Origin of the sequence: Jiangella alba (assembly GCF_900106035.1) — a bacterium.
Lineage (GTDB): Bacteria > Actinomycetota > Actinomycetes > Jiangellales > Jiangellaceae > Jiangella > Jiangella alba.
Map to the genome: position 1 here is coordinate 2,670,808 of NZ_FNUC01000004.1, position 18,153 is coordinate 2,688,960.

Genomic DNA, 18,153 nt, shown 5'->3' on the forward strand with positions numbered 1-18,153 from the left:
CCTCGCTGCGTTCTCGTCAGTCGTCATAGAACCCCGCTATGACTCCTTCCTCGGCCTTGCGAGGCATCCACCTGGACGCCGCTCGCTACGGCCGAGACCCGTCAGACACCCCTCAGTCGCCCGCCTGGCGGTCCCGGCTGGCCAGCAGCCGGCGGTACGACGCCAGCCGGTCCGGGTCGACGCGCCCGGCCGCCAGCGCTGCGTCCAGCCCGCACTCGGGCGCGCCGTCGACGTGGGTGCAACCCCGTGGGCACGCCGGCGTCTCCGCGGCGAGGTCGGGGAAGGCGAGGATGAGGCGGTCGGGGTCGACGTGCGCCAGGCCGAACGAGCGGATGCCCGGGGTGTCGATGACCCAGCCGCCGTCGGGCAGCGGCAGCGCCACCGCGCTGGTGGACGTGTGCCGGCCCCGCCCGGTGACGACGTTGACCTGGCCGGTCGCGCGGTCGGCGCCCGGCACCAGCTCGTTCACCAGCGTCGACTTGCCTACACCGGAATGGCCGACGAGGACGGTGACGCGGTCGCGCAGGTGCTCGGCGACGTCGCCGACGTCGGTGTCGGCCTCGGGCGCCCCCGGCGCCAGCCGCGTCACGACCGCCGGGACCTGCAGCGGCGCGTACGTGGCCAGCAGCGGGCCGGGGTCGGCGAGGTCGGCCTTGGTGAGGCACAGCAACGGCTCGATGCCGGCGTCGAACGCCGCCACGAGCGCGCGGTCGATCAGCCGCGGCCGCGGCTCCGGGTCGGCGACGGCGGTGACGATCATCAGCTGGTCGGCGTTGGCGACGATGACCCGCTCGACCGGATCGTCGTCGTCGGCGGTGCGCCGCAGCACCGTGGCCCGCTCCTCGACCCGCACGATGCGGGCCAGCGAGCCGGGCGCGCCGGACACGTCGCCGACCAGCCCGACCTGATCGCCGACCACGACGGCCTTGCGGCCCAGCTCGCGCGCCGTCATCGCCGTCACCGTGCGGCCGTCGAGCACGCAGGTGTAGCGGCCGCGGTCGACGGTGATCACCAGCGCCGGCGTCGCGTCGGCGTGGGCCGGGCGGAGCTTGCTGCGCGGGCGCGAGCCGCGCCCCGGGCGGACCCTGACGTCGCCTTCGTCGTAGGACGAGGCGGCGGTCCGCCGGGCCATCACGCGGTGGGCTCCGCACCGAGCAGGGCTGACCACATGCCGGGGAAGTCGGCCAGCGTCTTCGAGGTGGTCGCGATGTCCTCGACCTCGACGCCCGGCACCACCAGCCCCAGGACGGCGCCGGCCTGCGCCATGCGGTGGTCGGCGTAGCTGCGGAACACGCCCGCCCGCAGCGGCGCCGGCCGGATGGCCAGCCCGTCCTCGGTCTCCGTGACGTCGCCGCCCAGACCGTTGATCTCGGCGGCCAGCGCGGCCAGCCGGTCGGTCTCGTGCCCGCGCAGGTGCGCGATGCCGCGCAGCCGCGATGGCGTGCTCGCGACGGCGGCGAGCGCGGCCAGGACGGGGGTCAGCTCGCCGACGTCGTGGAGGTCGGCGTCGAGGCCGAGCACCGTGCCGGTGCCGCGCACCGTCAGCACGCCGTCGTCGAGCGAGACGCCGGCGCCCATGCGGGCCAGCAGGTCGCGCAGCTGCGCACCCGGCTGCGTGGTGGCCGACGGCCAGCGCGGCACCCGGACCGTGCCGCCGGTGAGCAGCGCGGCGGCCAGGAACGGCGCGGCGTTGGAGAGGTCGGGCTCGACCACGGCGTCGACGGCGCGGACGGCGCCCGGCTCGACCCGCCAGGTGTTCGCCGTGGCGTCGTCGACCTCGACGCCACGCTCGCGCAGCATGGCCACCGTCATGTCGATGTGCGGCTGCGACGGCACCGGCCGGCCGTCGTGGTGGATGGTGACGCCCTTGTCGTAGCGCGGCGCCGACAGCAGCAGCCCGCTGACGAACTGCGACGACGCCGACGCGTCGATGGTGACGTCGCCGCCGGGGACCGCGCCGGTGCCGGCGACGGTGAACGGCAGCACGCCGCGCCCGCCGTCGTCGATGGAGACGCCGAGCACCCGCAGCGCGTCGAGCACCGTGCCCATGGGCCGCAGCCGGGCCTGCGCGTCGCCGTCGAACCGGACGTCGCCGCTGGCCAGCGCCGCGACCGGAGGCACGAACCGCATGACCGTGCCGGCCAGGCCGGTGTCGACGGCGGCGTCGCCGCGGACCGGGCCGGGCGTGACCCGCACGGCGTCGGCCTCGGTCTCGATGCCGGCGCCGAGCGTGCGCAGCGCCTCGAGCATGAGCCGGGTGTCGCGCGCCAGCAGCGGATACCGGACCAGCGACGGGCGGTCGGCGAGCGCGGCGAGCACGAGCGCGCGGTTGGTGATGGACTTCGAGCCGGGCAGCGCGACGGTGGCGTCGACCGGCGCGGCGGCGGTCGGTGCAGGCCAGAGCGGGGCAGTGGTATCGGTCATCGGGCACCCAGCCTATCGGGTGCCCGACGACCGAACCTGCCGGTTTACTCGGCCTCGACCCAGTCGAAGGTCTTGGTGACGGCCTTCTTCCAGGTGTTGTAGATCTTCTCGCGGTGGGCCTCGTCCATGTCGGGGTCCCACTGCTTGTCCTGCGCCCAGTTGGTGCGGATGTCGTCCTCGCTGTTCCAGAACCCGACGGCCAGGCCGGCCGCGTAGGCCGCGCCGAGCGCCGTCGTCTCCGCGACGACCGGCCGGATGACCGGGACACCGAGGATGTCGGCCTGGAACTGCATGAGCAGCTCGTTCGCCACCATGCCGCCGTCGACCTTGAGCGACGTCAGCGCCACCCCGGAGTCGGCGTTCATGGCGTCGATGACCTCGCGGGACTGGAAGGCCGTGGCCTCCAGCACCGCGCGGGCGATGTGCCCCTTGTTGACGAACCGGGTCAGCCCGACGATCGCCCCCCGGGCGTCGGACCGCCAGTACGGCGCGAACAGACCGGAGAACGCCGGCACGAAGTACGCGCCGCCGTTGTCGTCGACGCTGCGGGCCAGCGGCTCGATCTCGGGCGCCGCGCTGATGATGCCGAGGTTGTCGCGCAACCACTGCACCAGCGAGCCGGTGACCGCGATGGAGCCCTCCAGCGCGTAGACGGCGTCGTTGTCGCCGATCTTGTAGCAGACGGTGGTGAGCAGGCCGTTCTCGCTCATCACCTTCTCCGTCCCGGTGTTGAGCAGGACGAAGTTGCCGGTGCCGTACGTGTTCTTCGCCTCGCCCGGCGACAGGCAGGCCTGGCCGAACGTGGCCGCCTGCTGGTCGCCGAGGATCCCGGCCACGGGCAGTCCGGCGAACGCGCCGCGCTCGCGGATGTTCCCGTACACCTCCGACGACGACCGGATCTCCGGCAGCATCGACATCGGGATGCCCATGTCGGCGGCATGCTCCTCGGCCCACGACAACGTGTCGAGGTCCATCAGCATGGTGCGCGAGGCGTTGGTCGGGTCGGTGTAGTGCAACCCGCCGTCGGGCCCACCCGTGGCGTTCCACAGCACCCAGGTGTCCATGTTGCCGAACAGCAGGTCTCCGGCCTCGGCCTTCGCCCGCGCGCCGTCGACGTTGTCGAGGATCCACTTCACCTTCGGCCCGGAGAAGTAGGTCGCCAGCGGCAGGCCGGTCCGAGCGCGGTACCGGTCCGGACCGCCGTCCTTGCCCAGCTGGTCGACGATGCGGTCGGTGCGGGTGTCCTGCCACACGATCGCGTTGTAGACCGGCTTCCCGGTCGTGCGGTCCCAGACGACGGCCGTCTCGCGCTGGTTCGTGATGCCAACGGCCACGACGTCGCTGGTGACGAGATCGCGCTTGGCCAGCGCTCCCGCACAGACCTCACGGGTGTTGCGCCAGACCTCTTCAGGGTCGTGTTCGACCCAGCCGGCCTGCGGGAAGATCTGTTCGTGCTCCCGCTGGTCGACGGAGACCACCCGGCCGGAGTGATCGAAGATCATGCACCGGGTCGAGGTGGTTCCCTGATCGATGGCGGCTACGTACTGACTCATCCCTTCTCCTCACATCGTCGTACGGGGCAGGCAGTACCCAGGCGGGTGCTCAGTAGATCGCCTTGGCCAGCAGCGCGCCGAGGGCGCCACCGATGAGCGGGCCCACCACGGGCACCCAGGAGTAACCCCAGTCGCTCGAACCCTTGCCCCGGATGGGCAGGAGCGCGTGCGCGATGCGGGGGCCGAGGTCACGGGCCGGGTTGATGGCGTATCCGGTCGGGCCACCGAGCGAGGCGCCGATGCCGACGACCAGCAGGGCGACGGGCAGCGGACCGAGGTCGACCGGCGAGTTGCCGAACGAGAGGATGACGAAGAGCAGCACGAACGTGCCGATGACCTCCGTCATCGTGTTCCACAGCGGGTTGCGGATCTGCGGGCCGGTCGAGAACACGCCGAGCTGCTTGCCCTGGTCCTCTTCGGCGTCGAAGTGCTGCTTGAACGCCAGCCAGGCGACGACGGCACCGACGAACGCGCCACACAATTGGGCGAGCCAGTACGTCGGGACGTCGGACCAGTCGGTCGTGCCTTCGATCGCCAGACCGAGGGTCACCGCCGGGTTGATGTGGGCGCCGGAATCGAACGCCACATACACGCCGGAGAAGACCGCGAGGCCCCAGCCGAAGTTGATGAGCAGCCAGCCGCCGCCGAGTCCCTTGCTCTGCGTGAGGATCGCGGTGGCGACCACACCGCAACCCAGCAGCGTCAGCATCGCTGTGCCGAGGAACTCGCTCTGGAAGATGTCGCCGAAACTCAGGTCCATGTGAACCTCCGCTTCCGTTGACGACAACGGCCGTGGCGTCCCCGGTTCCCCGGCTGGTCTCGGCAACGTTGCCAAGGGTCCCTTCGGAACTTACTGGTGCGTAGAGCAACTGTCTACGTTCTCCGCGACCTGAACGGGTAGCGTGTTGCTGGGTGCCGCTCACGGACGCGAACCTTGGTGGCATTCGACCGCTTTATGCGCTCTGAGCTGCAAGGAGACGTGATCGACGTGACCGGTGTGACTGAGCGGCCCGAGACCGCCGGACCGAGCGCCCGTCTGGGGCCGCAGGCTCGGCAGGACAACTGGGACCGGCTGGGCTCCGAGCACTTCGACGTCGTGGTCATCGGCGGAGGCGTGGTCGGCACCGGAGCCGCGCTCGACGCCGTCACCCGCGGGCTGCGGGTGGCGCTGGTCGAGGCGCGCGATTTCGCCGCCGGCACGTCCAGCCGGTCGAGCAAGCTGTTCCACGGCGGACTGCGCTACCTCGAGCAGTTCGAGTTCGGCCTGGTCCGCGAGGCGCTGCACGAGCGCGAGCTCATGCTGACGCTCATCGCGCCGCACCTGGTGAAGCCGGTGCCGTTCCTCTATCCGCTCAAGCACCGCTGGTGGGAACGCCCGTACACCGCCACCGGCCTGCTCATGTACGACACCCTGGGCGGTGCCCGGTCCGTACCGGGGCAGAAGCACCTCACCCGGGCCGGCGCGCTGCGGCTGTTCCCCGGCCTGCGCCACGACGCCCTCATCGGCGGCGTCCGCTACTACGACGCCCAGTCCGACGACGCCCGTCACACCCTCACCGTCGCCCGCACCGCCGCCCACTACGGCGCCGTCGTGCGGTCGTCCACCCAGGTCATCGCGTTCCTCCGCGAGGCCGACCGCATCACCGGCGTCCGTTTGCGCGACGTCGAGACCGGCGCCGAGCAGGAGGTCACCGCCGACGTCGTCGTCAACTGCACCGGGGTGTGGACCGACGAGATGCAGCGGCTGGCCGGCACCCGTGGCCGGTTCCGGGTCCGGTCCAGCAAGGGCGTGCACATCGTCGTCCCGCGCGACCGCATCGCCGCCGAGAGCGGGCTGATCCTGCGCACGGAGAAGTCGGTGCTGTTCGTCATCCCGTGGCGCAACCACTGGATCATCGGCACCACCGACACCGACTGGAACTTCGACCTCGCCCACCCGGCCGCCACCAAGGCCGACATCGACTACATCCTCGAGCACGTCAACGCCGTCCTCGCCACCCCGCTCACCCACGACGACATCGAGGGCGTGTACGCGGGGCTGCGGCCGCTGCTGGCCGGCGAGAGCGAGCAGAGCTCGAAGCTGTCGCGCGAGCACGCGGTGGCCCGGCCGGCGCCCGGCATGGTCGCCATCGCCGGCGGGAAGTACACCACCTACCGCGTCATGGCCAAGGACGCCATCGACGCCGCCCGCGCCGATCTTCGCGGCTGGATCCGCCCATCCATCACCGACAAGGTCCCCCTCGTCGGCGCCGACGGCTACCACGCCCTCGTCAACCAGGTCGATCGCCTGGCCGACGAGTACGGCGTCCACCCGCACCGGCTGCGGCACCTGCTCGACCGCTACGGCTCGATGGTCTACGAGGTGCTGGCGCTGGCCGAGGGCCGGCCGGAGCTGTTGCAGCCCATCCCCGGCTCCGCCGACTACCTCCAGGTCGAGGTCGTCTACGCGGTCACGCACGAGGCGGCGCTGCACATCAGCGACGTGCTGACCCGGCGTACGCGCATCAGCATCGAGTACCCGCACCGCGGCCTCGAGTCCGCCGACGCCGTCGCCCGGCTCATGGCCGAGACCCTCGGCTGGGACGACGCCACCATCGCCCGCGAGGTCGACGTCTACCGCAAGCGCGTCGAGGCCGAACGCGCCTCCCAGACCGAGCCCGACGACCAAGCCGCCGACGACGCCCGCTCCGCCGCCCCCGAGTTCCGCCCCGGCGTCGCCGAACCAGTCGTCTGACGCCGCCGACCCGCCGCCCGCCTCGCCGGGGCGGCGGGTCCCGCCCCGGAATCCGGCGCATGGCGCCCAGTTCACCTCGGCAAACGTCGCTCCCACGGACGTCTGCCGCTTTCCCGGGCGTCACCAACAGCCCGAGCAGCGGGAGCGGGTTGGCCGCGGGGAGCGGGCTGGCCGCGGCGGGCGGCCTGGCCGCGGCGAGCTGGTCGGCTGCGGCGGGCGGGGTTGGTCGCGGTGAGTGGGTTGGCCGCGGTGAGCGGCTCGGCCGCGGCGAGCTGGTCGGCTGCGGTGAGTGGGTCGGCCGCGGCGTGCGGTGGCCTCCGGTCACCGCAGTCTGCAGGCATCGGCGGTCGCCGTTTCGCGCGCTGCTCTGTCAGTGCCCGCCCGTAGGGTGGGCACCCTCCCTAGAGGGGCGGGTCATGCCTACCCCAACGCGACGCTCGCGCAGCAGCGTCGTGGGAACCGCGCCACTTCCACGCCCCGTCGCCAGTCCTCGGCCGGCTGCTGGGCGACGTGCCCAGGGCTCCCACATCATGATCATCCAGGATTCGGGGTGCTATCACGCCCCAGAATTCGGATGATCTTGGAGCGGCACCGGCCAGCGAACCGTAACCCACAGCGGAGCCGGTCGCCGGGCCCGGAGCCAACCAGGCGGCGGCCAGCGAACACCAAGCCGAGCGGAGCCGGTTGCCGGAACGCCACCCAGCAAGGGCGAGTGGCCAGCGGACCCGAAGCACAGCAGAGCCAGAAGCCGGGGCCCATTTTCCGGCCGGCCCCCTGACGCTGCTTGAACGGGGGCGCGGGCGGCCGGGTCAAGCGGTCCTCCGTCGCGCGAAGCGCCAAACAAGGGGTCCGCTTGAGGCGGCCTCCCGCGCCCCCGACACTGGAGAGCAGCAGGGGGCAGGCCAACGCGGCGGCCTCAGCGCACGGGTGCCCGGCGCACCGGTTCCCGGCGCACCGGCCCCCGGTGCCGCCCGAGCACCAGCCACACGGCCACGGCGCACACGGCGAAACCGAGCAGCGTCGCGACGCCGAGTGAATCGCCGAACATCAGCCAGGCCCATACGGCGGTCGTCGGGGGAGTGAGGTAGAGCAGGCTGCTCACCCGAGTCGCCCCGCCGCGACGCAGGACCAGCAGGTAGGCGCCGTAGCCACCGGCGGTCGACAGCACCAGCACCCACACGACCGCCCACCAGAAGCCGCCCGCCGCCGGCACGGTGAGCCGCCCGAAGGCGACCGCCTCGGCGGTGAACGCCACCGCGGCGACGGCCACGTGCACGCTCAACGACACCGTCAGCCCGCCGGTCGGCCGCCAGCGCTGCTCCAGCACCGTCCCCGCCGACAACGCCAGCATCCCGCCGACCGGCAGCAGGTAGATCCAGGCTGGCCCGCCACCACCGACGTCTGAGGCGACGACGATGCCGACGCCGGCCAGGCCCAGCCACAAGCCGAGCCGGGCGCGGCCGCTGACCGACTCGCCCAGCAGCCGGCGCGCCGCCGTGGCGACGACCAGCGGCTGCAGGGCCGCGATCAACGCCGCCGTGCCCGCCGGGACGCCGAGACCGATGCCCGTCACGACCCCGCCGAGGTACAGCGTCTGCGACAGCAGGCCGACGACGGCGTGCCGGCCGAGGTCGCGGCGGGCCAGCCGCAGCAGTGACGGCGCGACGACGGGCAGCAGCAGCGCCGCGGCGACGAGATAGCGCCACGCCAGCAGCGTGTCGGCGGGCGCGTACTCGGTGCCGAGCCGGGCGCCGACGAACCCGCTGCTCCAGAACACGACGAGCGCCACCGCCGCGCCGACGTCGACGGCGGACGCGCGGGACGTGCCCGGCGTGCCGGACGTGCCCGGCGTGCCCGACGCTCGCGGGGCACCCGAAGCGGGTGCGGCCGGACCGGAAGAGCGCTGCGTCGTGGTCATGCCCTCGATGTAAACACACCGGTCGGTATACTGTCAGTGTCCACCGAAGGAGGAAGCATGGCCGCACGGCAACCGGGCACCCTCACGCCCGCGGGACAGCGGCTGCTCGACACCGCGAGCACGCTGTTCTACCGGCACGGCATCCGTGCCGTCGGCGTCGACGCCATCGCCGAGGCGGCGGGCACCACGAAGAAGACGCTGTACGACCGGTTCGGCTCGAAGGATGCGCTGGTCGCGCTGTACCTGGGGCGCCGGTTCGAGCGGTGGCGCGCGTTCGTCGCCGCGTACCTCGACGAGCACGCGCCCGACCCCGGGCCGGGCCGGGTGCTGGCGGTGTACGACGCGCTCGCGGAGTGGCAGCGCGACGCCGAGCGGGGGTGCGCGTTCGTCAACGCGTTCGCCGAGATCGGCGGCACCGAGCATCCCGGCGTGGCGGTCATCCGGGCGGAGAAGGAGACGATCCGGGCGCTCTACGTCCGCCTGGTTGCCGAGGCCGGCGTCCCGGAGGCCGCGGCGACGGAGGTGGGGCTGCGGCTGGCGCTCCTGCACGAGGGCGCGCTGGTGACGATGACCGCCGGCGGGCAGCCCGACGCGCTGACGCACGCCCGCGCGGCCGCCGCCGACCTGCTGGCGGCCGCCCTGTCCTGACGCCCAGCCGTCAGGACGAGGTGTGCTTCACCGATCGCCGCAGGCCGGCCCGGGCCTGGCCGGCGGTGGCCTTCGCGGCCAGCCGGGCCTCGCGCTTGGCCGTCTTCGTGGCCCGCTTCGCGTCCTTGGCCGCGCGCCGCGCCCGCCACGACAGCCCCGGCTTGCCCTCGGTGTCGACGCTGGCCAGCAGCAGCCCACCGGCGAGGCCGACGTTCTTCATGGCCTGGATGCGCTGGGTGTTGCGCTGGGTGGGGTCCTCGACGGTCCAGAACGGGTGCCCCGCGAAGGTGGTGGGGACGAGCGACGCCAGCAGCGCCACCGACGCCAGGCGGGGGAAGCGGCCGGTGGCCAGCGCCAGCCCCGCCCCGACCTGCACGCCGGCATTGATGCGCACGAGCGTCTTCGGGTCCGTGGGCACCTGCGGCGCCCGCTTCTGCAGCGTGGGGCCGAAGCGGTCGGAGAACCGGGTGGCCGCCGGGAGCAGCGGCTCGGGGTCGCGCAGGTTCTTGGCGCCCTGCGCGATGAAGATCGTCGCGAGCATCGGGCGGGCGATCATTCGGACGAGGCTCATACCCCTTGCCTACCACGAAACCCGCGCGTGCCGGTGCGAGGATGGGCGTATGTGCGGACGGTACGCGGTCAGCCAGAGCGCCGACGATCTCGCCGACGAGTTCGGCGTCGAGCGGGCGGAGGTGCGCGAGCGCCTCGACCCCGACTGGAACGTCGCACCCAGCAAGAAGGTCTACGCGGTGCTGACCCGGGGGAAGAAGGACGAGCCCGACGTGCCGCCGACGCGCCGGCTGCGCACGCTGCGCTGGGGCCTGGTGCCGTCGTGGGCCAAGGACGTCGCCATCGGGAACCGGCTGATCAACGCCCGGGTCGAGACCGCGGCCGAGAAGCCGGCCTTCCGCAAGGCCTTCCAGCTGCGCCGGTGCATCCTCCCGGCCGACGGCTTCTACGAGTGGCGCGGTGAGAAGGGCCAGAAGCAGCCGTTCTTCATCCACCCGAAGGACGGCTCGCTGGCGATGGCCGGGCTGTACGAGATCTGGCGCGACAAGAGCAAGCCCGACGACGCCGACGACGCGTTCGTGTGGTCCGTGGTCATCCTCACCACCGACGCCACCGACGACGTCGGCCAGATCCACGACCGCATGCCGATGCTGGTCGGCCCGGACAGCTGGGAACGCTGGCTCGACCCCACCATCCAGGACGCCGACGACGTCACGCGGCTGCTCACGCCGGCGGTGCCCGGTGTGCTCGACGCGTACCCGGTGTCGACCGACGTCAACAAGGTCGGCAACAACGGTCCGCACCTCGTCGACGCGGTGGAGCTGTGATGACGTCGGTCCGGTCCACGGTGAGCACGCCCATCGGCGACGCGGCCTTCTGGACCGACGAAGCCGACGAGCCGCGGCTGCGGCTGGTGCTGGGGCACGGCGCCGGCGGCGGCCCGAAGGCGGCCGACCTCGAGGCGCTGTCGCGCGAGCTGCCGGCGCAGGGCGTCACCGTCGTCCGGTTCGAGCAGCCGTGGCGGCTGGCCGGCAAGAAGGTCGCGCCGCGCCCGCCGGTGCTCGACGAGGCGTGGCTGGCGGCGCTCGCGACGCTGCCGCGCGACGTGCCGCTGGTGCTGGGCGGACGCAGCTCGGGCGCGCGGGTCGCCTGCCGCACGGCCGCCGAGCTGGACGCCGTGGCCGTCGTCTGCCTGGCGTTCCCGTTGCACCTGCCCGGCAAGCCGCAGGCGTCGCGGCTGCCCGAGCTGACCGGCGCCGCCGAGAAGCTGCCGGTGCTGGTCGTGCAGGGCGAACGCGACACCTTCGGCGGCCCGGACGAGTTCCCGTCCGGTCCGCACCAGCTGGTCACCATCGCCGGCGCCGACCACGGGATGAAGGTGCTCAAGGGCCAGTCGCAGCGCGCGGCCATCGATGCCGTCGTGGCCGCCGTCAGTGCGTTCCTGGCCCCGCTCGGGGAATGAACAGGGCGCCGTCGCCGTTGACGCCAGCGGAACACCGAGCTTGGAGGTTTCAGCTGACTGTGAGTGCGACGTGCTTGGAGCGGCCGGTCGTCGATAGCGCCGCCCCGGTAGACTTGACGGTGATGACTGATCAGGAGAGCGACGAGCAGCGCACGCAGCGTTTCGAGCGCGATGCGTTGCCGTACCTCGACCAGTTGTACTCCGCGGCGCTGCGCATGACCCGCAACGCCAGCGACGCCGAGGACCTGGTCCAGGAGACGTTCGCGAAGGCCTACGCCTCGTTCCACCAGTTCAAGGAGGGAACGAACCTCAAGGCGTGGCTCTACCGCATCCTGACCAACACCTTCATCAACACCTACCGCAAGAAGCAGCGCGAGCCGCAGCAGAGTGCCACCGAGGAGATCGAGGACTGGCAGATGGCCAGGGCCGAGGCGCACACCTCGACCGGCCTGCGCTCGGCCGAGGCCGAGGCGCTGGCGCACCTGCCCGACTCCGACGTGAAGAACGCCCTGCAGGAGATCCCCGAGGAGTTCCGCATCGCGGTCTACCTCGCCGATGTCGAGGGCTTCCCGTACAAGGAGATCGCCGACATCATGGGCACACCCATCGGCACGGTGATGTCCCGGCTGCACCGCGGACGGCGTCAGCTGCGCGGGCTGCTCGAGGACTACGCCCGTGAGCGTGGGCTGGTGCCGAAGGTCACTCAGGAGGTCGGAGGATGAGCTGCAACGACGACGAAGTCGACTGCGCTGAGGTACTCGATCGGGTCTACGTCTTCTTCGACCACGAGCTCGACGACCGCGCCCTCACCTACGACGAGATCAAGGCGCACCTCGACGACTGCCAGCCGTGCCTGTCGACCTACGACATCGAGCGGGTCATCCGCGAGGCGGTGGCGCGGGCCTGCGGGTGCGATCACGCCCCCGACGACCTGCGGCTGAAGATCCGCGCTCGCATCGAAGAGGTCCGGGTGCAGATGACCCGGACGCCCTGACCACAGGCTTCGCACAGACGAGAGCCCCGTACCTGCCTGGCAGGTACGGGGCTCTCGTCGCCTACGGGCGCCTCAATCAGGAGTTGGGGCGCTTGCCGTGGTTGGCGGCGCTCTTCTTGCGCGAACGGCGCTTGCGTGCCTTCTTGCCCATGGCGAGCTGACTCCTCTCCGGGTTCGGTGTGCTGCTGGCGGACGGTGAACCGTCACGCGGTGACGCGCGGCGACTCAGCCGCGGTCGCGTCGTCGTCCATTGTCGCACGATCGGCGGACGGTTCCGCTGGGGGCGGCGGCGGGGTGGCCGGCCGGGGCCGCGGCACCGGCCGCTGCGGACGTCGCGGAGTCTCGGCCCGCTCCCGGGCCGGAGCGGTGCGCCGTCCGGTCATCGCCGTGGCCAGCGCGGCGGCGACGCCGGCCGCCACCGCGAGGTCGCCCGGGCTGACCGCCTCGGGGCTGGGCGGGAACGCGACCGGGATGGTCTTGCCCAGCCACGGCAGCCGGGTGTCGTCGCCGGACGGCGTGACGACGCCCTCGTCGGGCCGCTCGGCGACCGTGGTCTCGACGCCGGCCCGCTGCTGCGCCGACGCGGACACCGGCATGCCGCCGTTGAGCAGGATGACCAGGCCGTTCGCCGCCAGGCCGAGCGCGATCAGCCGGGCGCCGTGGTACGAGCGGTTGAGCCAGGCGTAGAACGCGAGCGTGCACCAGCACAGCGCCGTCATGGCCGGCAGCAGCGGCTCCCAGATCCAGCTGCCGGCGACGCCGACGGCGTAGGCGCCCAGCGCGGTGAGGATGAGCCGGCTGCGGATCGGCGGGCGCTCGCCCAGCCGGCGCAGCCGCCCGCGGCGCGCGTACCCTGCCGCCAGGCCGGCGGCCAGGGCGAGCAGGAGGAGCGCCATATCATCATCCTGACCCGGACCGCCGTGGAACCGGGGTACGCCACGCCCGGGGGCCGTGGTGGAATGCTGCTCAGCGGCGAGAGGAGTCAGCGCGTGGCCGAGCAGGTGGCCGCCGAGATGGTGGCCAATGTCCACTCCGTGGCGGTATCCGTGGGGGAGCGGGTCGATGCGGGGGCGACCCTGCTGATCCTCGAGTCCATGAAGATGGAGATCCCGGTCCTCTGCGAGGACGCCGGCCTGGTGTCCGAGATCAAGGTCGGGCCCGGCGATGTCGTCCAGGAGGGCGACGTGCTGGTCGTCATCTCGTGACCGCGCTCGAGCCGGGCCTGACGGCGGCCGAGACGCACACCGTCACCGAGGTCGACACCGCGCTGGCGGTCGGGTCCGGCGACGTCCCCGTGCTGGCGACGCCGCGGCTGCTGGCGTGGATGGAGGCCGTCACCGTGGCCGCCGTCGACGACGCGCTCGCCGACGGCGACACCACGGTGGGCACCCGGGTGGAGGTCGATCACGTCGCGGCGAGCCCGCTCGGCGCCCTCGTGGAGGTGCGCGGCGAGCTGACCTCCGTCGACGGGCGGGCGCTGCGGTTCTCGGTCGTCGCGCTCGGCGCCGACGGAGAGCCAGTGGGCCGTGCGACGGTCACCCGCGCCGTCGTGGGGCGCGAGCGGTTCCTGGCCCGCTGGGCCCAGGCCGGCTGAGCGCCCGCCAGCAGCAGCGCGGCCGGCTGGGTGGCCGGCCAGGTGCGCCGGCCACCTCCGCTCAACGGGCGTAGGGGTGGGTCGGGAGGGACGGCGACCAGTCGTCCTCGGCTCGCGGGAGCGGGTCGCGCCGAGGGCCGCCGCCCGAAACCGCCCACCGAGCCGCGGAGACCGCGGCGGCGATCGCGACTGCCAGGACCAGGAGAACGAATACTGTGCTCATGGCAGTAATTCTGCTCCCTACGGGATCCTGCCAACAGTGGCAGGACTGCCAGTAGGCATCGACTTCCTGCCAGAGGTCTGGCAGACTGTCGGAATGCTGCGAAATGTCGCTGTGCTGGTGCTCGACGGGGTCGCCCCGTTCGAGCTCGGCGTGCTCTGCGAGGCGTTCGGCATCGACCGCTCCGACCAAGGCCTGCCGGTCATGGACTTCGACCTGTGCGGGCCGTCCCCGCAGGTCCGCACGTCGCTCGGCTTCGGGGTGACCATCGAGCACGACCTCGACCGGCTGGCGTCGGCCGACCTCGTCGGCATCCCCGCCGTGCCGCGGCTGAGCCCGGTCCCCGGCGACGTGCTCGACGCGTTGCGCGCGGCCGTCGACCGCGGGGCGCGCATGCTGTCGGTCTGCTCGGGCGCGTTCGTGCTGGGCGCCGCCGGGCTGCTCGACGGCCGCCGCTGCACCACGCACTGGATGTACAGCGGCGAGCTGGCCGCCCGGTTCCCCGAGGCCAAGGTCGACCCCGGCGTGCTCTACGTCGACGACGACCCGATCATCACCAGCGCCGGCACCGCCGCCGGGCTCGACGCCAGCCTGCACCTGTGGCGCAAGGAGTTCGGCGCCGACGCCGCGGCCATGGTCGCCCGGCGCATGGTCGTCCCGCCGCACCGCGACGGCGGCCAGGCGCAGTTCATCGAGGCGCCGATCCGCGCCACCCCCGCCCGCACGCTGGCCGGCGTCGTCGACTACATGACCGCGCACCTCGACCAGGACCTCACCGTCGACGACCTCGCCACGCTGGCGAACATGTCACCGCGCACGTTCGCCCGCCGGTTCCGCGCCGAGACCGGCACCACGCCCTACGAGTGGTTGCTGACGGCTCGCCTGGCGGCCGCGCAGCGCATGCTCGAACGCGGCGACGACGTCGTCGAGACGGTGGCCGCCCGGGCCGGCTTCGGCACGGCGGCGGCCATGCGGCACCACTTCGCCAAGCGGCTGGGCACGACGCCGCAGGCCTACCGGGCCGCCTTCTGTCACCGGCGCCCGGGCGACGCCGCGCAGGTCTCCTAGGGCTCGGGCTACGCCATGGCGATGGCGACGTCGTCGGCGACGGACCCGAGCAGCGTGTAGTCGGCCCGGGTCTCCTGCAGCAGGCTGCCCGGCACGTAGGGGTCGACCGGGCCGTGCGCGACGAGCCGGGCGATGAACCGCTGCCAGGAGTGGCCGCCGCCGAGATCGCCGTCGAGCCAGAAGCTGCGGTGGGCGGCGCCGAGGATCTCGCGCGGCCCGATGGTGTTCGCCCTGGGCGGCACCCACGACCAGTCGCCGCCGAAGGAGTGCAGCGCGTTCTGCATGACCGTCATCGGGTGCAGGTCGACCAGCCGGGCGCCGGCGGCGCGGTAGGCGTCCAGGTCGCCGCCGAACTCGTCGGCCAGGTGCGGTTCCCAGAACGCGATGTGCCCGCCCCAGCCGATGCCGCCGTAGCAGGCGTCGGCGCCGCCCAGATCGTCGATCCGGGCGCTGTAGGAGGGCAGCGCGTCGGTGGTGGGGAAGTGGATCTGGTCCTCCGGCGGGCGCAGGGCGGCGTCGATCCTGGCGAAGAACGACTCCCACATCGCCCGCTGGAACGAGCCCGGCCACGACACCGGAGCGGTGTTGCCGTCCTGGTCGGCGTACTCGTCCATGTTGAACGTGTGCACGTGGGCCAGCGACAGCCGTTCGGAGTTGATCAGCTTCGCGGCCAGCTCGAACTGCGGCATCGGCCCCACCGGGAGGATGAGCACCACGGGCCGGCCGGCGTCGCGCCCGGCGCGGATCCGCCCGACGAGGTCGTCGGCGAACTGGCGGTAGAACTCGGCCGGATCGTCGACCACGCGGATCCGGAAGTCCGGGTTGGGGTGGCTGGTGAGCTCCGCCCGGGAGATCGTCCGGGCCCGTTCGCAGGCGGCGCGGTCGCGGAAGGTGCTGATGGTGTGCAGGTCGTAGCTGAACGGGCTCACGCTGATCGGGGTCCTTTCCGGCGTGCACGGGGAGCCGTGCCGAACATGATCGAGTGATCAGGGGAGGAGGCGGCGCGGGCTGGCCCGCAACCAGGTGTGCTGGACGGCGAACGCCTCGGCGTGGCGGACGCCGCACTGCAGGCCGCGGAAGCGGCCGACGATGTCGATCATCTCCAGCGTGTCGACACCGTCGTGCTCGTCCAGCCAGCGCAGCTGGCTCTCGTGCATGGCCAGCGCCTTGGTCTTGACCGCGAAGGTGTCGCTGATGTCGACGTAGTCGGTGGGGGTGAAGCCGACGCCGGTGAGGGTGTCCATGTGGTAGAGCACCGGCACCCGGTCGTGGGCCGGGTGGTCGCCGGCGTAGTTCGGCAGTGTCGCCGTGAAGGTGGCGTCGAAGACGAGCTTGGACACCTCGTTGTGGTCGGGCATGTAGTCGTTCGCCGCATGGGTGATCACCAGGTCCGGCCTGGTGTCGCGGATCAGCCGGACCATGGCCCGGCGCTGGTCCTCGTCGGCGGCGTTCACCGCGCCGTCGGATTCGGTCAGGCCGACGTACTCGGCGCCGACGACGGCCGCCGCGGACGCCGCCTCGGCCGCCCGGATGGCCGCGATCTCGTCCGGGGCCTGGGTGAAGCTGCCGGCGTCGCCGCGGGACACGTGCGCCATGGTGACCTCGTCGCCGCGCTCGACGCAGCGCCGCAGCGTGCCGGCGCAGAGGATCTCGAGGTCGTCCGGGTGCGCGGCGACCGCCAGGACTCTCATGCGGCCGCTCCGTTCTCCAGCAGACGGTCGCCGGCGAGCTCGACGGCCCGGCGCAGGGCGCCGACGACGGCGGCGCGGTCGGCCAGCGAGGACGGGACGATCGGCGGCGCCTCGAACGGCAGCAGGTCGGCCACCCGTTCGCGCAGCGTGGGCAGGAACACGTCGGCCCCCGCCGACAGCCCGCCGCCGATGACCACCAGTTCGGGGTCGACCACCAGCGCCACGGAGGCGATGCCGCGAGCGAGCGCGGCGGCATGGTCGGCCACGATGGCCAGCGCCTCCGGGTCGCCCTGAGCGGCCGCCGCGAACACCGTCCGCTCGTCCGGTTCGCCGTCGCCGGCCAGCTCGCGGAGCAGGCCGGAGCTCGCGCCGCGCCGGCCCTGCTCGATCAGCCGGGCGGCGCCGGTGGCGAGCTCGAACGGTCCCAGGCCGAGCCGCATCGGCTGACCGGACGGCTCCGGGATCGGCAGGTAGCCGATCTCGCCGGCGGTGCCGTGAAAGCCCCGGTGCAGGTGGCCGTTGAGCAGGATGCCGGCGCCGACGCCCACGCCCAGTCCGAGATAGACGACGGTCGAGGCCTCGGTGGCCACGCCCTGCCACTGCTCGCCGAGCACGGCCAGGCGCATCTCGTTCTCCAGCTCGACCGGGCAGCCGAACGTGGTGGTCAGGCGGTCGCCGGGGGCCTGGCCGGCCCAGTCGTCCAGCTGCGGGGCGAGGGTGACCGTCCCGGTGCGGGGGTCGACCACGCCGGGCGTGCTCAGCACGGCGCCGCGCACCTGGTCCAGCCGCATGCCGGCGCGTTCCAGCGCCTGCTCGGCGGCCGCCTCGATGGTGCCGTAGAGCCGGTCCACCCCGCCGGCTTCGGTCTTGTGGCGGGCCTCGGCCAGCACCCGTCCGGCCAGGTCGCCCACCTTGACCAGGGTCTTCGACGCGCCGACGTCGATGCCGAGCACGCAGCCGGCCTCGGCCCGGAACCGGACCAGCCGGGGTCGCGGGCCGGGCCGGGGGCCGTCAGGGTCGACGTGCTCCTCGTCGGCGATCAACTGCCGGTCGAACAACTCGGCGAGCACCTCGTTGACCGTCGGCCGCGACAGGTCGGTGTACGCCTTGACCTCCGCCCGGGTGAGTGGGCCGCGAGTCCGGATCACCTTGAGCACGCTGGCGAGGTTCATCTGCCGAAGAACCGCTGGGGAGCCTGCCATCACATCAAACCTCCTCATGACCATGGTGGCCGGAAAGAGCGCGGCGGGCGGCTCCAGAACCGACGGTTGACCGTTGCGATGTGACGAGGATAGGATAAGAAACCTACTTATCAAAATCCCACCCGGAATCGCCCG

20 protein-coding genes are annotated in these 18,153 nt (G+C 72.7%); 9 read left to right on the plus strand and 11 right to left on the minus strand.

Features of this window, described 5'->3' with window-relative positions; genetic code table 11:
• Nucleotides 1-112: 112 nt before the first annotated feature.
• Genes rsgA through BLV02_RS30330 form a run of 4 tightly spaced genes read right to left on the minus strand, consistent with a single transcriptional unit; the run spans nucleotide 113 to nucleotide 4,737 of the window.
• A complete protein-coding gene (gene rsgA / locus BLV02_RS30315; RefSeq protein WP_069114310.1) occupies nucleotides 113-1,132 on the minus strand; it encodes a ribosome small subunit-dependent GTPase A in 1,020 nt (339 codons plus the stop codon).
• A complete protein-coding gene (gene aroA, locus BLV02_RS30320; protein ID WP_069114309.1) occupies nucleotides 1,132-2,424 on the minus strand; it encodes a 3-phosphoshikimate 1-carboxyvinyltransferase in 1,293 nt (430 codons plus the stop codon). Before aroA ends, rsgA begins: the two co-directional genes overlap by 1 nt.
• Before the next feature lie 44 nt (nucleotides 2,425-2,468).
• A complete protein-coding gene (glpK, locus tag BLV02_RS30325) occupies nucleotides 2,469-3,977 on the minus strand; it encodes a glycerol kinase GlpK (RefSeq protein WP_069114308.1) in 1,509 nt (502 codons plus the stop codon).
• 49 nt (nucleotides 3,978-4,026) lie between these two features.
• Nucleotides 4,027-4,737 (minus strand): MIP/aquaporin family protein, encoded by a 711-nt coding sequence (locus BLV02_RS30330; protein ID WP_171906862.1) that lies wholly within the window; start codon nucleotides 4,735-4,737, stop codon nucleotides 4,027-4,029.
• A 228-nt stretch (nucleotides 4,738-4,965) separates the two neighbouring features.
• Here BLV02_RS30330 and BLV02_RS30335 point away from each other — a divergent pair, with 228 nt between their 5' ends.
• Nucleotides 4,966-6,711 carry a glycerol-3-phosphate dehydrogenase/oxidase gene (locus BLV02_RS30335; protein WP_216094525.1) on the plus strand — a complete coding sequence of 582 codons (1,746 nt, stop codon included), beginning with the start codon at nucleotides 4,966-4,968 and terminating at the stop codon, nucleotides 6,709-6,711.
• A 916-nt stretch (nucleotides 6,712-7,627) separates the two neighbouring features.
• On the opposite strand, the gene BLV02_RS30340 is transcribed toward BLV02_RS30335, so the two are convergent.
• Nucleotides 7,628-8,629, minus strand: a complete 1,002-nt coding sequence (locus BLV02_RS30340; RefSeq protein WP_069114307.1) for a DMT family transporter — start codon at nucleotides 8,627-8,629, stop codon at nucleotides 7,628-7,630.
• A gap of 57 nt (nucleotides 8,630-8,686) precedes the next feature.
• Between BLV02_RS30340 and BLV02_RS30345 the strand changes: the two genes are divergently transcribed.
• Complete coding sequence (locus BLV02_RS30345) at nucleotides 8,687-9,277, plus strand: TetR/AcrR family transcriptional regulator (protein WP_069114306.1); 591 nt, start codon at nucleotides 8,687-8,689, stop codon at nucleotides 9,275-9,277.
• A gap of 10 nt (nucleotides 9,278-9,287) precedes the next feature.
• Here the strand turns inward: BLV02_RS30345 and BLV02_RS30350 are convergent, their stop codons facing one another.
• On the minus strand, nucleotides 9,288-9,848 hold the full coding sequence (locus BLV02_RS30350) for a DoxX family protein (protein WP_069114305.1): 561 nt from the start codon (nucleotides 9,846-9,848) through the stop codon (nucleotides 9,288-9,290).
• 49 nt (nucleotides 9,849-9,897) lie between these two features.
• On the opposite strand from BLV02_RS30350, the gene BLV02_RS30355 reads away from it, so the two are divergent.
• The 4 genes from BLV02_RS30355 (at nucleotide 9,898) to rsrA (ending at nucleotide 12,243) form a co-directional block, all read left to right on the plus strand.
• Nucleotides 9,898-10,614, plus strand: coding sequence for an SOS response-associated peptidase (locus BLV02_RS30355; protein WP_069114304.1), 717 nt, complete (start codon nucleotides 9,898-9,900; stop codon nucleotides 10,612-10,614).
• Nucleotides 10,614-11,249: an alpha/beta hydrolase family protein gene (locus tag BLV02_RS30360; RefSeq protein ID WP_069114303.1), complete on the plus strand. Its 636-nt coding sequence runs from the start codon at nucleotides 10,614-10,616 to the stop codon at nucleotides 11,247-11,249. The genes BLV02_RS30355 and BLV02_RS30360 overlap by 1 nt, the downstream gene beginning before the upstream one ends.
• Before the next feature lie 122 nt (nucleotides 11,250-11,371).
• Nucleotides 11,372-11,971 carry a sigma-70 family RNA polymerase sigma factor gene (locus BLV02_RS30365; RefSeq protein WP_069114302.1) on the plus strand — a complete coding sequence of 200 codons (600 nt, stop codon included), beginning with the start codon at nucleotides 11,372-11,374 and terminating at the stop codon, nucleotides 11,969-11,971.
• Entirely contained in the window at nucleotides 11,968-12,243 is a 276-nt protein-coding gene (gene rsrA / locus BLV02_RS30370; protein ID WP_069114301.1) for a mycothiol system anti-sigma-R factor, read from the plus strand. Before BLV02_RS30365 ends, rsrA begins: the two co-directional genes overlap by 4 nt.
• 76 nt (nucleotides 12,244-12,319) lie before the next feature.
• Here the strand turns inward: rsrA and BLV02_RS38645 are convergent, their stop codons facing one another.
• Entirely contained in the window at nucleotides 12,320-12,394 is a 75-nt protein-coding gene (locus BLV02_RS38645; RefSeq protein ID WP_370246331.1) for a 50S ribosomal protein bL37, read from the minus strand.
• Between the two features lie 52 nt (nucleotides 12,395-12,446).
• The gene (locus tag BLV02_RS30375) at nucleotides 12,447-13,139 is read right to left on the minus strand and encodes a DUF5317 domain-containing protein (protein WP_069114300.1); all 693 of its coding nucleotides are present in this window, start codon (nucleotides 13,137-13,139) and stop codon (nucleotides 12,447-12,449) included.
• Nucleotides 13,140-13,232: 93 nt separating this feature from the next.
• Between BLV02_RS30375 and BLV02_RS30380 the strand changes: the two genes are divergently transcribed.
• The 3 genes from BLV02_RS30380 (at nucleotide 13,233) to BLV02_RS30390 (ending at nucleotide 15,125) form a co-directional block, all read left to right on the plus strand.
• A complete protein-coding gene (locus BLV02_RS30380) occupies nucleotides 13,233-13,448 on the plus strand; it encodes a biotin/lipoyl-binding carrier protein (RefSeq protein WP_053203574.1) in 216 nt (71 codons plus the stop codon).
• A complete protein-coding gene (locus BLV02_RS30385) occupies nucleotides 13,445-13,837 on the plus strand; it encodes a thioesterase family protein (RefSeq protein ID WP_069114299.1) in 393 nt (130 codons plus the stop codon). The genes BLV02_RS30380 and BLV02_RS30385 overlap by 4 nt, the downstream gene beginning before the upstream one ends.
• Before the next feature lie 316 nt (nucleotides 13,838-14,153).
• Nucleotides 14,154-15,125, plus strand: coding sequence for a GlxA family transcriptional regulator (locus tag BLV02_RS30390; protein WP_069114298.1), 972 nt, complete (start codon nucleotides 14,154-14,156; stop codon nucleotides 15,123-15,125).
• Nucleotides 15,126-15,133: 8 nt separating this feature from the next.
• Here the strand turns inward: BLV02_RS30390 and BLV02_RS30395 are convergent, their stop codons facing one another.
• Genes BLV02_RS30395 through BLV02_RS30405 form a run of 3 tightly spaced genes read right to left on the minus strand, consistent with a single transcriptional unit; the run spans nucleotide 15,134 to nucleotide 17,988 of the window.
• On the minus strand, nucleotides 15,134-16,054 hold the full coding sequence (locus BLV02_RS30395; RefSeq protein ID WP_069114297.1) for a sugar phosphate isomerase family: 921 nt from the start codon (nucleotides 16,052-16,054) through the stop codon (nucleotides 15,134-15,136).
• Nucleotides 16,055-16,111: 57 nt separating this feature from the next.
• Nucleotides 16,112-16,816, minus strand: a complete 705-nt coding sequence (locus tag BLV02_RS30400; RefSeq protein WP_069114296.1) for a PIG-L deacetylase family protein — start codon at nucleotides 16,814-16,816, stop codon at nucleotides 16,112-16,114.
• Nucleotides 16,813-17,988 (minus strand): ROK family protein, encoded by a 1,176-nt coding sequence (locus BLV02_RS30405; RefSeq protein ID WP_069114295.1) that lies wholly within the window; start codon nucleotides 17,986-17,988, stop codon nucleotides 16,813-16,815. The genes BLV02_RS30400 and BLV02_RS30405 overlap by 4 nt, the downstream gene beginning before the upstream one ends.
• Nucleotides 17,989-18,153 lie beyond the last annotated feature (165 nt).

Coding starts and splice junctions, on each gene's coding strand:
- BLV02_RS30400 (WP_069114296.1), bottom strand. CDS start 16,816: ATGAGAGTCCTGGCGGTCGCCGCGCACCCGGACGACCTCGAGATCCTC.
- BLV02_RS30355 (WP_069114304.1), top strand. CDS start 9,898: ATGTGCGGACGGTACGCGGTCAGCCAGAGCGCCGACGATCTCGCCGAC.
- BLV02_RS30350 (WP_069114305.1), bottom strand. CDS start 9,848: ATGAGCCTCGTCCGAATGATCGCCCGCCCGATGCTCGCGACGATCTTC.
- BLV02_RS30340 (WP_069114307.1), bottom strand. CDS start 8,629: ATGACCACGACGCAGCGCTCTTCCGGTCCGGCCGCACCCGCTTCGGGT.
- BLV02_RS30375 (WP_069114300.1), bottom strand. CDS start 13,139: ATGGCGCTCCTCCTGCTCGCCCTGGCCGCCGGCCTGGCGGCAGGGTAC.
- BLV02_RS30365 (WP_069114302.1), top strand. CDS start 11,372: ATGACTGATCAGGAGAGCGACGAGCAGCGCACGCAGCGTTTCGAGCGC.
- BLV02_RS30390 (WP_069114298.1), top strand. CDS start 14,154: ATGCTGCGAAATGTCGCTGTGCTGGTGCTCGACGGGGTCGCCCCGTTC.
- glpK (WP_069114308.1), bottom strand. CDS start 3,977: ATGAGTCAGTACGTAGCCGCCATCGATCAGGGAACCACCTCGACCCGG.
- rsgA (WP_069114310.1), bottom strand. CDS start 1,132: ATGGCCCGGCGGACCGCCGCCTCGTCCTACGACGAAGGCGACGTCAGG.
- rsrA (WP_069114301.1), top strand. CDS start 11,968: ATGAGCTGCAACGACGACGAAGTCGACTGCGCTGAGGTACTCGATCGG.
- BLV02_RS30405 (WP_069114295.1), bottom strand. CDS start 17,988: ATGAACCTCGCCAGCGTGCTCAAGGTGATCCGGACTCGCGGCCCACTC.
- BLV02_RS30345 (WP_069114306.1), top strand. CDS start 8,687: ATGGCCGCACGGCAACCGGGCACCCTCACGCCCGCGGGACAGCGGCTG.
- aroA (WP_069114309.1), bottom strand. CDS start 2,424: ATGACCGATACCACTGCCCCGCTCTGGCCTGCACCGACCGCCGCCGCG.
- BLV02_RS30360 (WP_069114303.1), top strand. CDS start 10,614: ATGACGTCGGTCCGGTCCACGGTGAGCACGCCCATCGGCGACGCGGCC.
- BLV02_RS30330 (WP_171906862.1), bottom strand. CDS start 4,737: ATGGACCTGAGTTTCGGCGACATCTTCCAGAGCGAGTTCCTCGGCACA.